The organism is Natronobacterium haloterrestre, from assembly GCF_900112205.1.
GTDB lineage: Archaea > Halobacteriota > Halobacteria > Halobacteriales > Natrialbaceae > Natronobacterium > Natronobacterium haloterrestre.
Map to the genome: position 1 here is coordinate 104,670 of NZ_FOKW01000008.1, position 18,604 is coordinate 123,273.

21 protein-coding genes and 2 pseudogenes are annotated in these 18,604 nt (G+C 66.3%); 11 read left to right on the forward strand and 12 right to left on the reverse strand.

Annotation, left to right across the window (positions count from 1 at the left end; genetic code table 11):
* Nucleotides 1–21 precede the first annotated feature (21 nt).
* Entirely contained in the window at nucleotides 22–564 is a 543-nt protein-coding gene (locus BM113_RS15425) for a CinA family protein (protein WP_089788942.1), read from the reverse strand.
* Between the two features lie 153 nt (nucleotides 565–717).
* Here BM113_RS15425 and BM113_RS15430 point away from each other — a divergent pair, with 153 nt between their 5' ends.
* Nucleotides 718–1,818 carry a pyridoxal phosphate-dependent aminotransferase gene (locus tag BM113_RS15430; RefSeq protein WP_089788943.1) on the forward strand — a complete coding sequence of 367 codons (1,101 nt, stop codon included), beginning with the start codon at nucleotides 718–720 and terminating at the stop codon, nucleotides 1,816–1,818.
* A gap of 18 nt (nucleotides 1,819–1,836) precedes the next feature.
* Here the strand turns inward: BM113_RS15430 and BM113_RS15435 are convergent, their stop codons facing one another.
* Nucleotides 1,837–2,034 (reverse strand): DUF7501 family protein, encoded by a 198-nt coding sequence (locus BM113_RS15435; RefSeq protein ID WP_245758074.1) that lies wholly within the window; start codon nucleotides 2,032–2,034, stop codon nucleotides 1,837–1,839.
* Between the two features lie 143 nt (nucleotides 2,035–2,177).
* Here BM113_RS15435 and BM113_RS15440 point away from each other — a divergent pair, with 143 nt between their 5' ends.
* From BM113_RS15440 to BM113_RS15450, 3 genes are all read left to right on the forward strand, one after another.
* Nucleotides 2,178–3,365 carry an ArsA family ATPase gene (locus BM113_RS15440; RefSeq protein WP_089788945.1) on the forward strand — a complete coding sequence of 396 codons (1,188 nt, stop codon included), beginning with the start codon at nucleotides 2,178–2,180 and terminating at the stop codon, nucleotides 3,363–3,365.
* Between the two features lie 191 nt (nucleotides 3,366–3,556).
* Nucleotides 3,557–5,173 carry an MATE family efflux transporter gene (locus tag BM113_RS15445; RefSeq protein WP_089788946.1) on the forward strand — a complete coding sequence of 539 codons (1,617 nt, stop codon included), beginning with the start codon at nucleotides 3,557–3,559 and terminating at the stop codon, nucleotides 5,171–5,173.
* A gap of 163 nt (nucleotides 5,174–5,336) precedes the next feature.
* Complete coding sequence (locus tag BM113_RS15450) at nucleotides 5,337–5,654, forward strand: helix-turn-helix domain-containing protein (RefSeq protein ID WP_089788947.1); 318 nt, start codon at nucleotides 5,337–5,339, stop codon at nucleotides 5,652–5,654.
* A gap of 154 nt (nucleotides 5,655–5,808) precedes the next feature.
* On the opposite strand, the gene BM113_RS15455 is transcribed toward BM113_RS15450, so the two are convergent.
* The 4 genes from BM113_RS15455 to BM113_RS15470 all read right to left on the reverse strand — a co-directional run bounded on the left by BM113_RS15455 (nucleotide 5,809) and on the right by BM113_RS15470 (nucleotide 10,399).
* Nucleotides 5,809–7,137 carry an FAD-dependent oxidoreductase gene (locus BM113_RS15455; RefSeq protein ID WP_089788948.1) on the reverse strand — a complete coding sequence of 443 codons (1,329 nt, stop codon included), beginning with the start codon at nucleotides 7,135–7,137 and terminating at the stop codon, nucleotides 5,809–5,811.
* A 348-nt stretch (nucleotides 7,138–7,485) separates the two neighbouring features.
* Complete coding sequence (locus BM113_RS15460; protein ID WP_089788949.1) at nucleotides 7,486–8,415, reverse strand: SDR family oxidoreductase; 930 nt, start codon at nucleotides 8,413–8,415, stop codon at nucleotides 7,486–7,488.
* A gap of 60 nt (nucleotides 8,416–8,475) precedes the next feature.
* Nucleotides 8,476–9,309, reverse strand: coding sequence for an endonuclease V (locus BM113_RS15465; RefSeq protein ID WP_089788950.1), 834 nt, complete (start codon nucleotides 9,307–9,309; stop codon nucleotides 8,476–8,478).
* Nucleotides 9,310–9,433: 124 nt separating this feature from the next.
* On the reverse strand, nucleotides 9,434–10,399 hold the full coding sequence (locus tag BM113_RS15470; protein WP_089788951.1) for a rhomboid family intramembrane serine protease: 966 nt from the start codon (nucleotides 10,397–10,399) through the stop codon (nucleotides 9,434–9,436).
* A 176-nt stretch (nucleotides 10,400–10,575) separates the two neighbouring features.
* On the opposite strand from BM113_RS15470, the gene BM113_RS15475 reads away from it, so the two are divergent.
* Genes BM113_RS15475 through BM113_RS15485 form a run of 3 tightly spaced genes read left to right on the forward strand, consistent with a single transcriptional unit; the run spans nucleotide 10,576 to nucleotide 13,333 of the window.
* On the forward strand, nucleotides 10,576–11,016 hold the full coding sequence (locus BM113_RS15475; RefSeq protein ID WP_089788952.1) for a DUF5788 family protein: 441 nt from the start codon (nucleotides 10,576–10,578) through the stop codon (nucleotides 11,014–11,016).
* Nucleotides 11,017–11,021: 5 nt separating this feature from the next.
* On the forward strand, nucleotides 11,022–12,773 hold the full coding sequence (gene polX / locus BM113_RS15480; protein WP_089788953.1) for a DNA polymerase/3'-5' exonuclease PolX: 1,752 nt from the start codon (nucleotides 11,022–11,024) through the stop codon (nucleotides 12,771–12,773).
* Nucleotides 12,773–13,333 (forward strand): Mut7-C RNAse domain-containing protein, encoded by a 561-nt coding sequence (locus tag BM113_RS15485; RefSeq protein ID WP_089788954.1) that lies wholly within the window; start codon nucleotides 12,773–12,775, stop codon nucleotides 13,331–13,333. The genes polX and BM113_RS15485 overlap by 1 nt, the downstream gene beginning before the upstream one ends.
* Before the next feature lie 29 nt (nucleotides 13,334–13,362).
* On the opposite strand, the gene BM113_RS15490 is transcribed toward BM113_RS15485, so the two are convergent.
* Complete coding sequence (locus tag BM113_RS15490; RefSeq protein WP_177209194.1) at nucleotides 13,363–14,112, reverse strand: PHP domain-containing protein; 750 nt, start codon at nucleotides 14,110–14,112, stop codon at nucleotides 13,363–13,365.
* Nucleotides 14,113–14,382: 270 nt separating this feature from the next.
* Here BM113_RS15490 and BM113_RS15495 point away from each other — a divergent pair, with 270 nt between their 5' ends.
* Nucleotides 14,383–14,670: a DUF7565 family protein gene (locus BM113_RS15495; protein ID WP_089788956.1), complete on the forward strand. Its 288-nt coding sequence runs from the start codon at nucleotides 14,383–14,385 to the stop codon at nucleotides 14,668–14,670.
* Here the strand turns inward: BM113_RS15495 and BM113_RS15500 are convergent.
* Complete coding sequence (locus tag BM113_RS15500; RefSeq protein WP_089788957.1) at nucleotides 14,667–15,275, reverse strand: TetR/AcrR family transcriptional regulator; 609 nt, start codon at nucleotides 15,273–15,275, stop codon at nucleotides 14,667–14,669. The two genes, BM113_RS15495 and BM113_RS15500, sit on opposite strands and share 4 nt — an antisense overlap.
* A gap of 95 nt (nucleotides 15,276–15,370) precedes the next feature.
* Between BM113_RS15500 and BM113_RS15505 the strand changes: the two genes are divergently transcribed.
* Complete coding sequence (locus BM113_RS15505) at nucleotides 15,371–16,288, forward strand: ABC transporter ATP-binding protein (protein WP_089788958.1); 918 nt, start codon at nucleotides 15,371–15,373, stop codon at nucleotides 16,286–16,288.
* Nucleotides 16,281–17,072 carry an ABC transporter permease subunit gene (locus tag BM113_RS15510; RefSeq protein WP_089788959.1) on the forward strand — a complete coding sequence of 264 codons (792 nt, stop codon included), beginning with the start codon at nucleotides 16,281–16,283 and terminating at the stop codon, nucleotides 17,070–17,072. Before BM113_RS15505 ends, BM113_RS15510 begins: the two co-directional genes overlap by 8 nt.
* Nucleotides 17,073–17,180: 108 nt before the next feature.
* On the opposite strand, the pseudogene BM113_RS21950 reads toward BM113_RS15510, so the two are convergent.
* The 4 genes and pseudogenes from BM113_RS21950 to BM113_RS15520 all read right to left on the reverse strand — a co-directional run.
* Nucleotides 17,181–17,264: pseudogene (locus BM113_RS21950) on the reverse strand (transcription elongation factor Spt5); the annotation flags it as partial.
* A gap of 130 nt (nucleotides 17,265–17,394) precedes the next feature.
* Nucleotides 17,395–17,478, reverse strand: a pseudogene (locus tag BM113_RS21955) (transcription elongation factor Spt5); the annotation flags it as partial.
* Nucleotides 17,479–17,608: 130 nt separating this feature from the next.
* Nucleotides 17,609–18,046: a transcription elongation factor Spt5 gene (locus tag BM113_RS15515; RefSeq protein ID WP_089788960.1), complete on the reverse strand. Its 438-nt coding sequence runs from the start codon at nucleotides 18,044–18,046 to the stop codon at nucleotides 17,609–17,611.
* Complete coding sequence (locus BM113_RS15520) at nucleotides 18,046–18,222, reverse strand: protein translocase SEC61 complex subunit gamma (RefSeq protein ID WP_089788961.1); 177 nt, start codon at nucleotides 18,220–18,222, stop codon at nucleotides 18,046–18,048. Before BM113_RS15520 ends, BM113_RS15515 begins: the two co-directional genes overlap by 1 nt.
* Nucleotides 18,223–18,387: 165 nt before the next feature.
* Here BM113_RS15520 and BM113_RS15525 point away from each other — a divergent pair, with 165 nt between their 5' ends.
* Complete coding sequence (locus BM113_RS15525; RefSeq protein WP_089788962.1) at nucleotides 18,388–18,603, forward strand: hypothetical protein; 216 nt, start codon at nucleotides 18,388–18,390, stop codon at nucleotides 18,601–18,603.
* Nucleotide 18,604 lies beyond the last annotated feature (1 nt).

Below are 18,604 nucleotides of genomic sequence, written 5' to 3' on the forward strand. Positions count from 1 at the left end.
CCGACCACGTAGCGGCCAGCGTCAGTCGTCCGCGCCGTCTGCCTCCGTCGATCGAACCCGCTCGAGTTCCGCGAGCAGTTCCTCGAGCGCGCGGTCGACCGTCTTCGCGCGGACCGCGGCGCGGTCGCCGTCGAACTCGTAGCGGGAAACGGTCGCGTAGGAGGACTCGCTTCCCCACGGGCCGGCGTAGGCGACGCCGATGTAGACCGTGCCGACGGGGTTCTCCTCGGTGCCGCCCGTCGGGCCGGCGATTCCCGTGGTGGAGACGCCCCAGGTGACGTCCGCGACGTCGCGGACCCCGCGAGCCATCTGACGGGCGACGGGTTCGGAGACGGCCCCGTGTTCGTCGAGTGCCTCGCGGCTGACGCCCAGTCGGCGGCGCTTGGCGTCGTAGGCGTAGGTGGTCGACCCCGAGTGGAAGTAGTCGCTCGCGCCGGGGACGGCGGTGAGTGCCGCGCCGATCAGTCCACCCGTACAGGATTCGGCCACGGCGACCGTTCCGTCGGTCTCTCGGAGGGCGTCCGCGACGTCCATCGGGAGTTCCCGATCGATGTCGTCGTTCATACGCGAGCGAACGGGCCGGATCGTTGTCAAAGCGTGGACTGCAGGAGAGACCGCGGACTCGAGGCGATGGGAACGGGAACGGGAACGGGAACGGGAACGAGAACGGGATCGAGAACGGAAAGACCGACGTAGGACCGGCCCCCAGACTCCCCCATGGAGTACGAGACGCCGCTTTTCTTCCGCGTGATGGAGTACGCCTCGCAGGCCGAGGGAGACGTCATCGACATGGTCAGTGGCAACCCCGACTGGGAGCCGCCAGAATCGCTTCGCGACGGGCTCCGTGAGTACGCCGACCTCGAGCCCGACGCGTTCCAGTACCCGCCCAGCCCGGGCCTGCACGAACTCCGCGAGGAGATCGCCGCGCGACGGGGCGTGGACGCCGAACAGGTCGTCGTCACGAACGGGGCCGGCGAGGCCAACTACCTCGCGATGGCCCGCGCGTTAGAGCGCGACCGCGGCGACGAGATCGTTCTCGCCGATCCCGTCTACCCCTACTACCCCGGCAAGACGACGATGCTCGGGGGGACCCAGACCTACGTCTCGACCGCCGAAAACGGTCAACTCGATCCCGCGGCCGTCCGCGAGGCCGCAAGCGAGGACACCGCCGCGATCGTCGCCAACTCGCCGAACAACCCGACAGGCGCGGTCTACCCCGAGGAGACGGTTCGGGAACTCGTCGCCATCGCCGAGGAGTACGACGCCGTCCTGGTCAGCGACGAGGTGTACGACCACTTCGACCTCGCGGGGAACTTCTCGAGCGCGCTCGAGGTCGAGTCGGACCACCGGATCGTCACCAACGCCTTCTCGAAGTCGCTGGCGATCACCGGATTCCGTGTCGGTTACGCGATATTCCCGCCGGAACTGGTCGAGAACGCCAAGAGCCGGCACATGCTCGTCAACGTGGCCGGCAGCCGCCCCTCCCAGTACGCCGTCCTGCAGGCGCTGCGCGAGACCGACCCCGACTACTACGAGCGGAACCGCGACCTGCTCCGGGAACGCGTCGACGCCTTTACTGACGCCCTGGATGCCGCGGGAGCGTCCTACACCGAACCCGAGGGTGCGTTCTACGTGATGGCTCGCTTCGAGGACTACCCCGGGACCCTCGAGAACGTCTTCGAGTTGATCGACGAGGCCGGCGTCGCGGGGATGCCGGGCACCGCGTTCGGCGACTCCCGGTCGGACTGGATCCGCTTTGCCCTGGTCACCCCGCGGGTCGAGGAGGCGGCCGACAGGCTGGCGGCGTACTTCGAGTGAGCCGATCCGGGCGGGTCGCTACCCGCCCCACTCGCCCTCCATGTCCTCTCGAACCCGCTCGAGCCAGTCTCGGAAGCGTTCGTTACAGACCGACGTCTCGTCGACGTGGTCCATGAATCCACCGCCTCCGTCGGGGAGCGTCGCCCCGCAGAACGGACAGCAGTCGGGATTGTCCCAGTCGGCCGAGTCCCGCGGTGGGTGGGAATCCGTCGTCATGTCTCCGTCCCGATCCACGTCGGCGACCGGCGTATACGTTCGGAGGGGTCGGATCCCGTGAACGTTCGGGGCGTCGTCCCGTCCGTCTTCGCGAGTGACTCGAGACCGACGAATACTCGTGTGCGGCCCGGAAACGAGGTGGTATGAGCGGAATCGACGTCGAGCCGGTCGACGAGGAGGGGGATACCGGAACCGATGTGGACGCGGGCTCGGACGACAACACCATCGAAGTGACGCCGACCGAGTCGGTCGGCGACGAGCGGGAAACGATCGACGTCGAGCCCTCCGACGAGCCGATCGACGGCCCCGACTACGTCCTCTACGGCGGCAAGGGCGGCGTCGGGAAGACGACGATGGCGGCCGCGACGGCGCTTGACAGCGCCCGCTCGGGCGTTCGCACCCTCGTCGTCTCGACGGACCCCGCACACTCCCTGTCGGACACGTTCGAGACGGACGTCCCCGCCGAACCCGCGCGTCTCCGGGACGACGTCCCGCTCTACGGGGCCGAGATCGACCCCGAAGCAGCGATCGAACGCGGCGAGGCGGCGTTCGTGGGCGGCGACGGAGCGGAGTCGGGACCGGGACTGGGGTCCGGCGGCGGCCCCCTCGGCGGCCTCGGCGAAATGTTCGGCGACGACTCCCCGATGGACGCGCTGTTCGGCGGCTCCATGCCCGGCGCGGACGAGGCCGCCGCGATGCAACTCCTGCTCGAGTACATGGACGACGATCGGTTCGACCGGGTCGTCGTCGACACGGCCCCGACCGGGCACACTCTCCGCCTGCTCGAGTTGCCCGAGATCATGGACACGATGGTCGGGCGCATCCTCCAGTTCCGCCAGCGGATCGGCGGCGTGTTCGAGAACATGAAGGGGATGTTCGGGGGCGAACAGCCGGAGCCGGAGCCCGAGGAGTCGGCCGACCTCGAGGACCTGCAGGTCCTCCGTGAACGGATCGAACGGCTCCGCGCGGCGCTGCAGGATCCGACGCGGACGGACTTCCGGATCGTCCTGATCCCCGAGGAGATGAGCGTTTTCGAGTCCAAACGGCTGCGCGAGCAACTCGAGGAGTTCTCGATCCCGGTCGGAACCGTCGTCGTCAACCGGGTCATGGAACCGCTGTCGGACGTCACCGACGACGTGCAGGGTGCCGAGTTCCTCCAGCCCAACCTGGACGACTGCGAGTTCTGTCAGCGACGCTGGGACGTTCAGCAGTCCGCGCTGGCCGAAGCCCAGGACCTGTTCCGGGGCACCGACGTCAAACGCGTCCCCCTGTTCGCCGAGGAGGTCCGCGGCGAGGACATGCTCGAGGTCGTGGCGGCCTGTCTCCGGTAGTCGCGGCCGCTCGTCACCTCCCGCCCGGCTCGGGGCGGACCTTCGTTTCGAAAGAGCTTTACCGCCCGTAACTGACTACTTAGTCAGCAGGCGCGACCGGTCCCCGATAGGACGCAGTTGCTGGCAGTGATCGTTCGTGCCACGGATTTCCTGTCGGCGGACGTCGTCGGACCGACGCCGTAGAGTGAGAGATGAGTCCAGAGCAACCACCTTCCGGCCCCGACGAGGACCCCCTCGCGGACGACGAGTCCGCCGAGGAGGGGACGCCCAGCGACGGCGCTCCCGACGAAGGGTCGAAAGCGAATCCCGACATGAAGTCGGTTCCCGGCGGGAGTTCGATCACCCGCGGGAGCCTCGTGAAGCCGCTCTTTCACCTGGCCTGGCCGATCGTCGTCATCCAGTTGCTCCAGGTCACCTACAACGTCGTCGACACGCTGTATCTGGGGCGGCTCTCGGCGGAGGCCGTCGGGGCGATCAGTCTCGCGTTCCCGCTGATCTTCCTGCTGATCGCCGTCGCCGGCGGGTTCACTACCGCCGGAGCCATCCTCGTCGCCCAGTATACCGGCGCGACCGGCGACCGGTCGGCGGGTCTGGTCGCCGGCCAGACCGTCTCGTTCGTCGGCGGCCTCTCGATCCTGCTCGGCATCGCCGGCTACTTCTACACGCGGCCGGCGCTCGAACTCCTGCCCAGCGATCCGGAGACTTCCGCGAGCGTCATTCCACTGGCGGCGGACTACATGGAGGTCATCTTCCTCGGCCTCCCGCTGATGTTCGGGTTCTTCATCTTCTCGTCGCTGATGCGGGGATACGGCGACACGCGGACGCCGATGCTGGTGATGGTCGTCTCCGTCGCCGTCAACGTCGTTCTCGACCCGATCTTCATCTTCGGGTTCCAGGACAACCCCCTGTTCGCGTGGCTCGGGTTGACCGCCCTCGAGGAGAGTCTGTTCGCCGCGGTCGGCTTTACGGGGCTGGGAATCGAGGGTGCCGCCCTCGCGACGGTCCTCGCTCGCGGAGTCGGGACCGGAATCGGCCTCTGGCTGCTGTTCGGGACCGGACTGGGGCCCACGGTCGACCTCGCACACCTCCGGCCCGACTTCGGGTTCATCGAGGACATCGTCCGACTGGGAACGCCGAGCATGGTCGAACAGAGCACGAGCGCGCTGGCGATGATCGCCCTGACGGCGATCGTCGTCACGTTCTCGCCCCCGGTCGTCTCGGCCTACGGGCTGGGCAACCGGCTGATCTCGCTGGTCTTCCTGCCGGCGATGGGGCTGGGACGCGCGATCGACACGATGGTCGGACAGAACCTCGGGGCGGATCGGGCGGACCGGGCCGCCCGGTCGGCGTGGCTCGCCGCCTCGACGGGCGCCGGCGTCATGCTGCTGGTCGCCGTGATCGCCGTGGCGTTCACGGAACCGATCGTCAGCGCGTTCCTCGGGGACGTCCCCGACGCACCCGAGACGATCGCGCTCGGGGTCGAGTACGTCCGGATTCGGTCGGTCGAGTTCGCGTTCATCGGCGTCTCGCAGGTGATGCTCGGGGCGTTCCGCGGGGCTGGCAACACGAAGACCGCGATGGTCATCTCGATCATCACGCTGTGGGTCGGGCGCGTCGGAACCGTCTTCACCCTCGTATTCATCCTGGGCTGGGGCGAAACCGGGATCTGGGTCGGCATGGCCGTCGGCAACGTCCTCGGCGCGATCGTCGGCGCGACCTGGTTCGCCCGCGGGACCTGGAAGGAGAAGTACATCGACGAGGATCGCGTCGACGAACAGGAGCCGGTTTCGGACAGCGCGGCCGGATAGCGACCTCGCTCCTTTCCCGCCGTTTTGGAGGTCGGAGCATACATAAAATACCGTCATTTGACCTCCTGCCCGTACCGGTATCGGAGAACCGCACCACCACTCCCAGTAACTGAGAACGGCGACGCCGATTGATACCGGAACGCGCCAATACGTCTCACACCTGATGGCGACCGACGACCACCCCACGGAACCGGAGCCGGAACCGAACCGGTCCAGTCCGGACGACAGGACGCTTCTGGAGACGATTGCGGACACCGAGCCGACGACGATCCCCGAGCTCGCCGACGGACTCGGGGTCCACCCGGCGACGATCGAACGGCGGTGTCTCGAGTTGCAGCGACGCGGGCTGGTTCGGCAGTGTACCGGCGGCCATCTGACCGTCGCCGATTCGACCGCGGACGAACGGTCGAACGCGAACGCGAACGCGAACGCGAGCCTCAGCCCCGATGGCGGCTCGAGCGAGCCTGTCGCCGGCGACTGACGGCGCGTCGCCGCACGTGGCCGGTCTCGTCTACGGCATCGATGTCCTGGCCGTCGCTGTCGGAATCACTGGCTCTATTGAGATTCTCGAGTACGGACCGGTTTCAGTGTCGTGTTGAATAGAGAGCGACTATGCGGCGGACACTCCCTGTCCTCTATGATGTTCTCTTCGACTGTCTTTGCGAGCGAGAACGAAATCCCGTACCGATGTCCGAAGGGCTGGGTTTGAACACCCGCCAGACGATGCCGGGCCGCAGGAGCGTGGTCGGGGGCACCTCCATCGTGATGACGCGGTAGAAGGCTTCCCGCAACCCGGCGTCGGTGTGTGCTTTGCTGGTCAGCCGGGACAGATATCGGTTGAAGAAATCGGTCCCCCGGGGTTTCGGCCCCGTGGTTTGCGGAAACCCGAAGTCGGACCCCACGGCCATATTCCACGCGATGTCGATGACTTCTTCGGCCCGTTCGAAGAACGGGAGTGCGATATTCGTACGGTCGCCTGCCGCCAGCACGTGATGGAGTACGAGGGCCTCCAGGGCGGCGACCGACATACCCTGGCCGTAGATCGGATTGAAGCTGGTGATTGCGTCCCCGATGACGACCAGCCCGCTCGGAAACCGATCGAGTTTCGCGTAGCGGTACCGTCTGTTGGACGGGAAGGGGTAGTGATCGATCTCCTCGCCGATCCACGGCTGGGTGTCTACGAGTCGTTTCAGGTCGGGGACGGGGAGGGTTCCCGCGAACTCGGCGAACCCTTCGAAATCCGTCGGTGGATGATCACCATGGACGCCGTGCATGTTCACCAGCCAGCGATCCGCTTCCACCGGGAACACTGCGCCACCGCGCGTGCGCGGCGCGGAGGCTGGCACGAAGAACGTCCGCCGGTCGTCCGGTGGTCGCTCGAAAAGGGCCGTGCTGTAGGCAATATCGATACGCACCTCCTCGACGGAAGGGGCCTCGTACCCGTGCTCCTCTAACCAGGTGGGGGTCCGACTCGTCCGGCCGGTTGCATCGACGGTCAGGTCAGCGGCGATTTCCTCCCGGGTGCCATCGTCGGTACGGACGACGACGCCGTCGACGCTCGTCGTTGCGTCGTCGACGAGATAGTCTAGCCACTGGCAGTTCGACCGGATGTGGATCCCGTCGAGATCGGAAAGACGCCGCCGGGTGATCAACTCGAACAGCGGACGACTGGCAGCGTACATGGGTAATCGTGTCGACCCGTCGGCGAGGAAGTCTCCGTTCTCGTAGTGTCGAAAATCAGTCAATGCGTCGATCACTAACCCGCCGGCCGAAATGAGATCCTCGCCGTATCCCGGAAACAGGTCCTCGAGCGTGGCCCGGCCAGCCTCCAGCAGGGCGTGAGGGTGATCGGCTTGTGGGACCCCCTTGCGCGTCCGAAGCTGGTCGGATAGCGAGTCACGCTCGATGATCGTGACCGCTTCGAACCCGTCTGCCAGAACGCGGGCCGTCAGCAGTCCCGCCATACTCCCTCCGATTACCACCGCGTGTTCATCGCTTTCGGAGACGCGAGCCGGGTTATACCGCGACACGGTTTCCAGAGTCATGCGGGAACGCCCATCAGAGACTGTATAAAATCCGGCTCTAGGTGGTTCTAGGCACCACCGGGGGCGCAGTCTCGAGCGGGAGAAAACGGCGATTCAGAGGGGAAAACGGCGTCAAGAAGGCCCGAACGGTCCGGGATGGCGTCGCCGGAGCGGAACCATTCTCGGTCGAAACGATCACCTGGTGGGGGTCGCGGATCGGTAGAGGGGACGCTCGTTCCGGCTGGAAACGGGGCGACGGACCAGTACCGGCCCGGATAGCGGCATCCGTCAGACGAGTTTGCGAAGCAGCGCGTAGCCGGCGTCGCGCAGGCGATCCGGCAGGTACTGGGCGTAGACGCCGTACTGTGCGAGCGGCCCGACCGGATAGCGGGCCGGCGGATCCGGCGTCGTGCTCGCCGTCAGGATCGCCTCCGCGACGTCTTCGGGTTCCGACGCGAACGGGCCGCCCGTGCCGCCGCCGATCAACTGCATCTCGTCGTACAACTCGTACAGGGTCTCGTAGGCCGGGGTCCGCTCCGATTCGGGCAACTCCTCGTCGACGCGATTCGTGAAGTTGGTCTCGACCGGACCGGGCTCGACGACGACCACGTCGACCCCGAACTCCTCGACTTCCGCCCGCAGGGAGTCGCTCATCGCCTCGAGGGCGAACTTCGAGCCCGAGTACGCGCCGGACCCGGGCAGGGAGATACGTCCGGCGACGCTCGAGACGTTGATGATCCGGCCCGCGCCCTGGGCGCGCATGTGTGGCAGGGCAGCGCGGACGAGCCGGTGGGGGCCGTAGACGTTGACGTCGAACTGCCGGTGGAGATCGGCCGTCGGGACGTCCTCGAGCGGCCCCATCTGGGCGTAGCCGGCGTTGTTCACGACGCAGTCGATCGCGCCCCCGATCTCGACCGTGCGCTCGACGGCCCGCGCGACCTGGTCCGGGTCGGTGACGTCGAGTTCGAGCGTCGTACAGCCGGCGTCCTCGAGGTCCTCGATGTCGGCCGGGTTGCGGGCCGTGGCGAACACCTGCCAGTTCGACTCGAGGAACGCTTCGGCAGTCGCACGGCCGATCCCCGAAGAGCAGCCGGTGATCAGGACGGACTGTTTCCGGGTGTAGCGGTCGTCGGAGTCGGTCGTCGCCGTCGTACCCTCCGGATCGTCGCCGACGGAATCGGCGGCTCCGTCGGTGCCCTCGTCGTCAGCGGTAGCCATGTGCGATCCGTTCGTGAGACGATACCTAAGTATCGACGGTTTGTCGCGCAGAGCGTACCGTCAGTTCTCGTGATCGGTTTCCGGTTCGACGAGTGACTTGGCCTCCTCGGCGTAGCTGTCGGCCAGCCGTACGGGTTCGGGCAGTTTGTAGCTCGTGGCCAGCGCCTCGACCACGTCGGCGGCCGTCTCCGGTCCGACACGGTGGCCGGGACTGACGTACAGGGGGTTGATGTAGCGGTCCGGCGAGTCGTACTGGCGGGTCTGGAGAGCATACCCCAGCAGCGTCCCGTCGGGCGCGTCGACGCTCGAGTCGGCCTCGATGGGCACCCGCGTTCCGGCCGGAAGGTTCTCCGTGTCCTCGACCGGCTCCCCGCACAGCAGGCTCTTCGCGACGCCGACGCTCGGCACGTCCCGGACGACGCCGATGTGGGTGGCGATGCCGGCCTGCCGGAAGTGGATGCGGCCGCTGCCGTCGAACAGCAGGATGTCGGGGGAGACCGACAGTTCCTCGAGCGCCGCCAGGATCGGCCCGCCCTCGCGGAACGCGAGTAGCCCGGGAACGTAGGGGATCTCGAGGGGCGTCACGGCGTGGACGCGTTCGATCACCTCGCCGGCGCGAGTCGCGACGACGGCTGAAAGCGCCCGGTCGTCGTCGAGAAACGACTGGTCGACGCCGGCGACGATCGGGGGTTGCGATCGGTCGGCGGCCTCCGGGGTCTCGAGGTCCGACGCGGCGGCGTTCGCGCTGGCCTCGAGCGGGTTCGTTATCGTGGCCGGATCGAACGGGAAGTCGTCCTCGAAGACGGCGGCGTCGGCGATCTCCCGCTGGAGGCGTTCCATCTCCTCGCGGGAGAGGCCGGGTTCGGGTGCGAGGTCGGAACGGGGTGTGCTCATAGGGGCAGCGTTGGCGGCGCGGAAAAATCAGTGGTCGGGTTGCGATCGAGCGAACGAACGAGTGAACGAACGAGCGAGCGGTAAGCGGCGACTGGCGAGCGGCGACCGGTCCGATACCGACGGGTCAGAAGCGGCGGCGACCGCCACCGGGACCGCCGGGCCCACCCGGTCCGCCGGGGCCGCCCGGCCCGCCGCCCAGCTGGAACTGGTTCGGCGTACGGACGTTTTTCGTGCGTTTGATGTACTCGCCGTAGCCGAGTCCGACCAGCAGCCCGACGAGGTGGGCCGCGTGGGCGATGTTCCCGCCGCCGCCGACCCCGACGAAGAAGACGCTGACGACGGCGATGCCGGCGGTCAGCACCCAGAGCGGCATCGGGATCATGAACATCAGGTAGACCCGGAGGTTCGGGTTCAGGATCGTGATGACGCCCATGATCGCCAGTGCGGCACCGCTGGCGCCGAGGACGCCGCCGACGCCCGGTACCGAGGCGTATCCCTGCGTGATCTGGATCGCCGTCTGTGCGAGGCCGGCGAGCGCGCCGCTGACGACGAACAGGATCGCGAACTTCTTCGACCCGACGTAGCGCTCGACGATGGGGCCGAAGAAGAATATCACGATGCTGTTGAAGACGATGTGGAAGATGTTGCCCGGATCGTGGGCGAAGATGGACGTCACCCACGTCCAGACGTACTCGGGGTTCTGTGGCGCCAGGATGAACAGCGTTCGGTGGACGACCGCACCCCCGATCAGGAGCGTGACCCACTGGAGCAGGAACGTGACCCACATCAGCGCCAGCAGGGTATACGTCATGTTCCCGCGGAAGTACGCCAGCGGACCGCCGGGACCCGTGTCGATCGGCAGTTTATCGAGCGCCTTCGATGCCGTCGATTTCGACGTCCTCGAGCTGTTTCCAGTCTGGACGCTGTCGTCGAAGCCGCTCCCGAAGACGCCGCTTGGGTCGTTCCAGTTCTCGAGCCCGGAGCAGTTGTGGTTCTCCGGGAGCCGATGGTCGGCACAGTAGGTGCCGCCGCAGTGCCGACAGTTGTACGGCATATTGTCGTCTTTCCCACACACGTCGCACTGGGCCATTGGGCTGAGGTAAGGGGGGAGTCGTCAAGGGATTTGGGGTTCCGTCTCAGGACCCAGGACGACGACCGCCGAGGCATCGAACGCCGCGAAGCACCACTGACGTCGCCGACGGCCGGGCCCGCCGGTACCGCTCGACGGACTGTACACTTTTGGCTCCCCGGACCCCATATCGAGGCGTGCAAGAGTACGAGCGCAAGCAACTGCTCGAGCGCGTCGAGCGCGAGGGCGCGACCGTCGGCGCGGACATCCCGGAGACCATCGAGGTCCAGGGCGAGGAGATCGATCTCCGGACCTTCGTCTTCGAGATCAAGCGCCGTGACACGGTCCCGCCCGGGGAGCGCGACCGCGTCGAGCAGGCCAAGAAGAACCTGCGACGCGAACGGCTCGAGCGCCTCGAGCAAATCGAGGAGGGCGACATCTCCCGCGAGAGGGGCGAGGAACTCGCCGGCAGCATCATCGGGATCGACCGGGCACTGAACGCCCTGGAGAGCCTGGGGCCGACCGACCTCGAGCGCGAGCAGAAGGCAAAGCAGGCCCAGGATCGCAAACGCTGGATGTCGTTCCTGAAGAAAGCCCTGGGTCAGGACGACGATCAGGGCAAACGGAGGGGTCGGTGATACCGATGGCGACCAACGCCGAAATCGCCGGCCGGTTCGAGGAGTTCGCCGACCTGCTCGAGGCCGACGACGTCGAGTACAAACCCCGGGCGTACCGGCGCGCGGCCGAAAACGTCCGCTCGCACCCGACGCCGATCGCCGACTACGTCGCCGAGGGCGACCGCGACGCCATCGAGGACATCGACGGCGTCGGCGACGCCATCGCCTCGAAGATCGTCGAGTACGTCGAGACCGGGTCGATCGACGAACTCGAGGAACTGCGCGCCGAGTTGCCGATCGACATCGCCGACATCACCCGCGTCGAGGGCGTCGGCCCGAAGACGGCCGGCAAACTGTACCGCGAACTCGGGATCGAGACCTTAGACGACCTCGAAGAGGCCGCCGAGAACGGCGAGATCCAGGAAGTCAAGGGGTTCGGCCCCAAGACCGAGCAGAACATCCGGGACAACCTCGAGTTCGCCCGCCAGGTCGGCCAGCGCTACCTGCTCGGCGAGGGACGCCCGCTCGCCGACGACGTACTCGCCTTCCTCGAATCCCTCGAGGAAGTCGATCGCTGTGAAGTCGCGGGCTCGATCCGCCGGTGGCGCGAGACGATCGGCGACGTGGACGTGCTCGCGGCGACGGACTCCCCGGAAGCGGTCGTCGAACGGTTCGTCGACTGGGACTCCGTCGACGGCGAGATCGAGTCCGGACCCGCGAAGGCCAGCGTCCGGGTCGGCGAAATTCGGATCGACCTCCGGGTTGTCGCACCCGAGGAGTTCGGCTCCGCCCTGCAGTATTTCACCGGGAGCAAGGACCACAACGTCACCCTGCGCAACTACGCGATCGACCGCGGGATGAAACTGAACGAGTACGGCGCCTTCGACGTCAGCGACCTCGAGGACGCCGAGGAGGGCCAACGCGTCGGCGACCGCGTCGCGGGCGAAACCGAGGAAGGAATGTACGAGGCCCTCGGGCTCCCCTGGATCCCGCCGGAACTCCGCGAGGACCGCGGCGAGATCGAGGCCGCCGAGAACGGCGACCTGCCGGACCTGCTGACCCGGGCGGACGTCCGAGGCGACCTCCACACCCACACCGAGTGGTCCGACGGGAACAACACCGTCGCAGCGATGATCGCCGGGGCCGAAGAGCGAGGCTACGACTACTTCGGGATCGCGGACCACGCCGAAGGGCCGGGCGTCGTCGGCGACATGGGCCTCTCCGACGAGGAGATCCTGGAGCAGGTCGAGGTCGTCCGCGAGGCCGGGGAGGACAGCGACCTCGAGGTCTTCGCGGGGATCGAGGCCAACGTCGACGCGACCGGCGAGATCGATCTCGGCGAGCCAGTCATCGACGCGCTCGACGTCGTCGTCGCCTCGCCCCACAGCGCGCTCGACCAGGACGCCGAGACCGCGACCGAGCGGCTCGTCCGAGCGATCGAGAACCCCGCGATCGACGTGCTCGGCCACCCCAGCGGCCGACTGCTCAACGAGCGCTCGGGCCTCGAGTTCGACGCCGCCGAACTCGGCCGGGCCGCGGCCGCCCACGACACCGCCCTCGAGGTCAACAGCAATCCCCGCCGGCTCGACCTGTGGGGGAGCGCCGTCCAGGCCGCCGTCGAGGAGGGCGCACCGATCGCGATCAACACCGACGCCCACCGGCCGGCGACCCTCGAGTACGTCCGCTGGGGCGTTCACACGGCCCGACGCGGGTGGGCCGAGCCCGCGGACGTGATCAACACCTGGGACCTCGAGGACCTGCGCGCGTTCCTGCACTGATGCGGCTCCTCCTCGACGTCATGTGCGGCGGGCTCGTCCCCTATCTGCGGCTGTGTAATCACGACACCGCCTACGCCGGCGAGCGGGGCCGGGACCTCGAGGGCGACGACGCCGTGGTGGTCGTCGCCGAAGACGAGGACCGGACGGTCGTAACCCGCGACGTCGCGCTCGCGAACCGGACCGCCGACTCCCCGGGGTCGATCCTCCTCGAGGCCCACGAAGTCGAGGCCCAGCTGGTGGAGCTGGCGACGGCCGGCGTTCCCCTCGATATCGCGGCCGAACCACGGTTTTGCGGTCGGTGTAACGGTCAGCTCGAGCGAGTCGATCCGGACGCCGTAGACGACCTTCCCGACTACGTTCCGGGTCCACCCTCGCGAGGGGTCGACGCGAGCGGGAACGGAACGGGCGACGGAACGAACGCCGATCGCGACCGGCCGTCCGACCTCTGGCGATGCATGGATTGTGGCCAATACTTCTGGCGCGGCAGCCACTGGGATCGCATGGCGGCGACGCTGCGAGCGGTCCGGTCCGACGGAGGGGAGAAAGGGGGCGACGGGTAACCGACGCTCGAGTCGACCGAAGCGTGGACTCAGTACACCGCGACGTCTTCGAACCGCCCGTCGTAGGCGATGTGTCGGGGATGGGTCGGCTCGATCCCCGATAGAAAGAGCCGATCCACCTTCTTCCAGGTGTTCTCGTAGGCGAGATGGCCGAGTTCGCCCGCCGTCGTCGTCCACCGCCCGAGACCGTTCCGGTACACGATCCGCCGCCGGACACCGTCTTCGAGGGCGGCACGGAGGTCCGCCACCGTCTCGATCGCGGCGCCGAGGACCGTGTGGGAGATCCCGACGGTCCGCGGGAGGTGGGCGTACGACGACGTAAACGGCGGCAGATCGACCGACTCGGCGATCTCGCGCGCCCGACGATTGTGCATCGGGAGGTGTTTCGGGTTGAAGATCTCGACGGCGTCGATCAGGCCGGCGTACCGGCCGACGTCGGTCCCGGTGAGACTCACGTTGGCGAACTCGGGGTGGGGAGCGAGCACCGTCGCGTCCTGGCGCTCGAACTCGTCCATCGCGGTCTCGAGCGGGATGAAGTCCGGGACCGGCTCCTCGAGGCCGATCGCGAGGACGTGTTTGCGTTCGTACCAGGGGCCGGTGAAGACCTCCCGAGCGGGCACGACCAGCAAGTCGTCGGTCGAGTAGCGCTCGGCTTCGCGCCGGATTTCCGGGAGCCGGGTGAAGTGTGGAGCGTAGACGATCGCGTCGAGGCCTGCCTGCTCGGCCCGCGCCACGACCTCGTCGTCGAGCACTTTCACGTGGCAGTCGACTCGGGTGATGCCGTCGGCGTCGCTGTCTCGGTTGGCGTCGATCCCATCGGCGTCGTGGTCCTCCTCGACGCCGTCTCCGTCGCCGTCGTCACCATCGCCTTCGCTCTCGCTCACGCCCGACGATAACGGGACAAACGAGTTATTCGTTCTGATTCCACCGTTCCGGTCCGCTCGAGTCGTCCGTCGACCTCGGCGGGTTGTCAACGCCGGAGCGAACGGTTATATCGACTCGAGCGGACGACGAAAAGACCATTAGGTCGGCCCACCGACTACCCCCAAATGGCCTGGGAATGCGGAATCGACGGCTGCGGGGAGGTGTTCGCCGACGTCGAGTCGGCCGTGGTCCATCAGGCGACCGAACACGAGCGCCGGGAGTGCAAGGTCTGTGGCACCGTCGTTCCGGACGGCTACCTTGCGATCCGCCACGCGTTCAACGAGCACAGCCGCGCGGAGTACGTCCGGGCCTACGGGGCCGACGCCGAGGACGTCCGCGAGCGCGAGGAACTCCTGGACGAGATCGAGTCCGAAGCGGACATGGAGACGATCGCGACCGAACTGAAACGCTAGGCCGGCGTGCGTGGCGGTACCGTCAGTCCTCTCGCGAGCGACGTGATGGCCAGATCGACGACGTCGTCGTAGTATCCCTCCCGGTAATTGTCGAACTCCTCCCGGTGGATGGCGAGGTAGCCGATCGTCCCCATCACTCCGAGAACGGTGATAGGATCGTGTTCTGCGAGCGGACCGTCGCTCCGTTCCTGTAGCGATTCGACGATCGGGACGTAGTCGTCCATCTTCTTCTGACCGATCTCCTCCATCTGTTCCTGGGAGAGGCCGTTCAGGAACTCCTCGCGGTACTGGATCAGCGGGTTCTGCTCGGCGAACTCGACGTAACACCTGAACAGCCGTTCGAGCCCCTCCCGTGGCTCGTCGACGCCCTCGAGTTCCCCCTCGAGTTCCTCCAGAAACTCCTCGGATTCGCGTTCGATGATCTCCGCGTAGAGTTCGGACTTGGAGTCGAAAAATCGGTAGAACGTGCTCTTGGCGATCCCGACCGGTTCGGTAACGTCGTCGACGTTCGTCTTCCGTGGCCCGTACAGCCGTAGCAGTTCGCGGCCGGTTTCGACGAGTTCGTCCCGGATTCGGTCCCGTTCGTCGTCGCTGAACCCGCGCATATCTACAGGTGGGTGCTGAAACTCAAAAACAGATCGGTCGTCATTCATGACTTCATGACCACAAGAAGTATTTAGTCATAGAGTCAAACCCGATCATGGCATCGATCGAAGTGACGGATCTGACGAAGGAGTACGGGGATCTGGTGGCGGTGGACTCGCTGTCGTTCTCGGTCGAGGAGGGGGAGGTATTCGGCTACCTCGGACCGAACGGGGCCGGTAAGACCACGACGATCCGGACGATTCTCGGATTGCTCGCACCGACCTCGGGGACCGTCTCGGTCCTGGGGACGGACGTGCGCGACGAGGACGCGCTCGTCGAGACGAAACGACGAATCGGCTACCTGCCCGCGACGCTCGGGTTCGACGAGGACGTGACCGGAAATCGGGTGCTCGACTACCACGCATCGCTCAAAGGTGATCCGCGGCGCTCGGAACTGGTCGATACCTTCACGCCGCCGCTGGACCGCCCGATCCGCGAGTACTCGACCGGGAACGAGCAGATGCTCGGGCTCATCCAGGCGTTCATGCACGACCCCGACCTCGTCATCATGGACGAGCCGACCTCCGGACTGGATCCGCTGAAACAGGAGCAGTTCAACGAGTTCGTCGACGCCGAGCGCGAGCGAGGGACGACGATTTTCTTCTCCTCGCACGTCCTGAGCGAGGTGCGCCGCGTCTGCGATCGGGTCGCCATCCTGCGGGACGGCCAGCTCGTCGCGCTCGAGGACGTCGAGTCGTTGCTCGAGAAAGGCGGCAAGCGGGTTCGCGTCCGGACTCCGGACGACGTCGCGACCGCGGTCGAGGGGCTGGACGGTGCCGTCGACGTCGTCGAACTCGAGGACGGCGTGCAGTTCACGTACGTCGGCGAGTACAACGCCTTGCTCGAGCACCTGACGAACTACGACGTATTCGACATCGACATCAGCGAACCGCCGCTCGAGGACGTCTTCATGCACTACTACGGCGCCGACGCTACGACCGCCGTTCGCGACGCGGAGGGTATCGATGCTTGAGACGTTCTACTACGAGACGGACCGGAACGTTCGCGGAACGCTCGTCTTCGTCGCACTGGTGAGCGTCTACACCGCGTTCATCGTCGCCCTGTTCCCCTCGATCGAGGCGGCGGGCGTCGACATCGACCAGGTCGTCGAGGCCTACCCCGAGGCAGTTCGACAGGCGATGGGCGTTCAGTCGATGTCCACCATCGAGGGGTTCCTCGCGACCCAGATCTACACGTTCATCTGGGTGCTGTTGATGGGACTGTACTTCGCCTACCGATCCGCCGGACTCGTCGCAGACGACGTGGAACGGGATCGGATGGATCTGTTGCTCTCGCTTCCGATCTCCCGGTCGCGTCTCGTCCTCGAGAAGTTCGCCTCGGTGCTGGTCCCGATCGTCGCGCTCAACGTCGGCGTCGGCGCCGTCATCTACGCGGTCGGGTTCGCCATCGGCGAGTCGATCGACCTGCTCGATATGACGATGGTCCACTTGCTTTCGATTCCATACTTGCTCGCGTGTGCGGGGATCGGACTCGTCCTCTCGACGGCGGTCGACCGGGCAGACGTCGCACAGCGCGTCGCGATCGGCATCGTGTTCGCGCTCTACCTGGTCGAGACGATCGCGGCGAGTACCGACGGGTTCGAACCACTGCAGTACGTCAGCCCCACCCACTACTACGATCCGACGGCGATCCTCCTCGAGGAAAGCTACGCCTACGGTGACACACTCGTCTTGCTCGCCGTCACTGCGCTGCTCGTCGTCGCCGCCCAGTTCGTATTCCAGCGACGAGACATCTAACGCTCAGTCGTTCTCGAGGTTCGTATTCAGTGGATAGCGCGGAGCAGTCGAGCAAAGAGCGTCGATACTCGCCAGTTCGGTTTGGTCGTCCGCGTAGTAATCGACGAACTACCGCTCGTCACTGTCCAGCACGCGGATCTGGTCGCCCCGCACCGTCACCGGAATCGGGACCGTCGCGCTCCTAAATTTTACTGCGTCGGGTTCGCTCACGGCGTTCGCTCACCGCTCCTTGCAAAATTTAGTACAAAACTTCCCCGGCGTTCGCTTCGAGGATCTCGCGTCGCTCGATCCTCGTATCGCTCACGTCGAGCGAACCGACTCGCTATCGCTCGTCGGAATCGAGGACGCGGATCTGGTCTCCCCGCACCGTCACGGGAATCGGGACCGTCGCGCTCCTAAATTTTACTGCGTCGGGTTCGCTCACGGCGTTCGCTCACCGCTCCTTGCAAAATTTAGTATAAAACTTCCTCGACGTTCGCTTCGAGGATCTCGCGTCGCTCGATCCTCGTATCGCTCACGTCGAGCGAACCGACTCGCTATCGCTCGTCGGAATCGAGGACGCGGATCTGGTCTCCCCGCACCGTCACGGGAATCGGGACCGTCGCCTCGTACAGTTCGACGGTCACCTGGTCTTTGCCCTCGTCGATGCGCTGGACCTGCGCCTTCTCGCCCTTGAACGGGCCCGCGATGAGTTCCACGATGTCGCCCTCGGCGATCCCCTCGACGTCCGGCTTCGGCGAGAGGAAGTGCTCGACTTCCGAGATGTCGGACTCGCCGGGGACGATGCTCCGGGCGTGGGGAATGTCGTCTAAGACCCGCTGGAGGACGGCGTCGCCGTCGGACTCGACCATCACGTAGGAGGTCAGCGAGTCCGGCGCGAGCGCGGCGTGGATCTCGGGCTCCTCGCGGTTGATGATCATGTCCGCGACGGTGCGTTCCTGGCTCGCGGTCGTCTTGACTGCGTAGATACCCATCAGACGCCACCACCGGTCAGCACGAGCATTATCGCGCCGATGAGGAATCCCATCAACCCGACGAGCAGGATGCCAGCACCGGCGATCTTCGACACCTGAAGGAACTCGTTCGTCGTGGGTGTCGTCGCCATCTTCAACACCCTGACGTACGAGCTGAGATCGTAGGGAACGTCCATATCTATGTGTTCACAACGCGGGGCCTTTTATCTGTCTTTCGTGTCGGCTGGACGGTTCGTTCGATCTGAATCCGAGACGGGACGCGAGACGGGGCCGTTCGACTGGATCGACGTTGCACTCGACGGCCGGAGGTCCACGTCACTGGACGACGAACGACCGGTGTCATGGCCGAAGACGATAGCGACAGAACCAGCGAACGCGAGGCGGAACGGGAGGCCGAAATCGAGGACGAACTCGAGCGAATCGACCGTGATCCGGACGAGGTCGACGGCGGCGACGGCGACCTCGGGACACAGAACGCGCCGCGGGACGAGGAGATCGAGGACCTCGAGGACGCGGAAGAGCAACCGGAGGAGAGCGCGGAAACCGGCGGCGACTGAC

Coding starts and splice junctions, on each gene's coding strand:
- BM113_RS15425 (WP_089788942.1), bottom strand. CDS start 564: ATGAACGACGACATCGATCGGGAACTCCCGATGGACGTCGCGGACGCC.
- BM113_RS15430 (WP_089788943.1), top strand. CDS start 718: ATGGAGTACGAGACGCCGCTTTTCTTCCGCGTGATGGAGTACGCCTCG.
- BM113_RS15435 (WP_245758074.1), bottom strand. CDS start 2,034: ATGACGACGGATTCCCACCCACCGCGGGACTCGGCCGACTGGGACAAT.
- BM113_RS15440 (WP_089788945.1), top strand. CDS start 2,178: ATGAGCGGAATCGACGTCGAGCCGGTCGACGAGGAGGGGGATACCGGA.
- BM113_RS15445 (WP_089788946.1), top strand. CDS start 3,557: ATGAGTCCAGAGCAACCACCTTCCGGCCCCGACGAGGACCCCCTCGCG.
- BM113_RS15450 (WP_089788947.1), top strand. CDS start 5,337: ATGGCGACCGACGACCACCCCACGGAACCGGAGCCGGAACCGAACCGG.
- BM113_RS15455 (WP_089788948.1), bottom strand. CDS start 7,137: ATGGCGGGACTGCTGACGGCCCGCGTTCTGGCAGACGGGTTCGAAGCG.
- BM113_RS15460 (WP_089788949.1), bottom strand. CDS start 8,415: ATGGCTACCGCTGACGACGAGGGCACCGACGGAGCCGCCGATTCCGTC.
- BM113_RS15465 (WP_089788950.1), bottom strand. CDS start 9,309: ATGAGCACACCCCGTTCCGACCTCGCACCCGAACCCGGCCTCTCCCGC.
- BM113_RS15470 (WP_089788951.1), bottom strand. CDS start 10,399: ATGGCCCAGTGCGACGTGTGTGGGAAAGACGACAATATGCCGTACAAC.
- polX (WP_089788953.1), top strand. CDS start 11,022: ATGGCGACCAACGCCGAAATCGCCGGCCGGTTCGAGGAGTTCGCCGAC.
- BM113_RS15485 (WP_089788954.1), top strand. CDS start 12,773: ATGCGGCTCCTCCTCGACGTCATGTGCGGCGGGCTCGTCCCCTATCTG.
- BM113_RS15495 (WP_089788956.1), top strand. CDS start 14,383: ATGGCCTGGGAATGCGGAATCGACGGCTGCGGGGAGGTGTTCGCCGAC.
- BM113_RS15500 (WP_089788957.1), bottom strand. CDS start 15,275: ATGCGCGGGTTCAGCGACGACGAACGGGACCGAATCCGGGACGAACTC.
- BM113_RS15505 (WP_089788958.1), top strand. CDS start 15,371: ATGGCATCGATCGAAGTGACGGATCTGACGAAGGAGTACGGGGATCTG.
- BM113_RS15510 (WP_089788959.1), top strand. CDS start 16,281: ATGCTTGAGACGTTCTACTACGAGACGGACCGGAACGTTCGCGGAACG.
- BM113_RS15515 (WP_089788960.1), bottom strand. CDS start 18,046: ATGGGTATCTACGCAGTCAAGACGACCGCGAGCCAGGAACGCACCGTC.
- BM113_RS15520 (WP_089788961.1), bottom strand. CDS start 18,222: ATGGACGTTCCCTACGATCTCAGCTCGTACGTCAGGGTGTTGAAGATG.
- BM113_RS15525 (WP_089788962.1), top strand. CDS start 18,388: ATGGCCGAAGACGATAGCGACAGAACCAGCGAACGCGAGGCGGAACGG.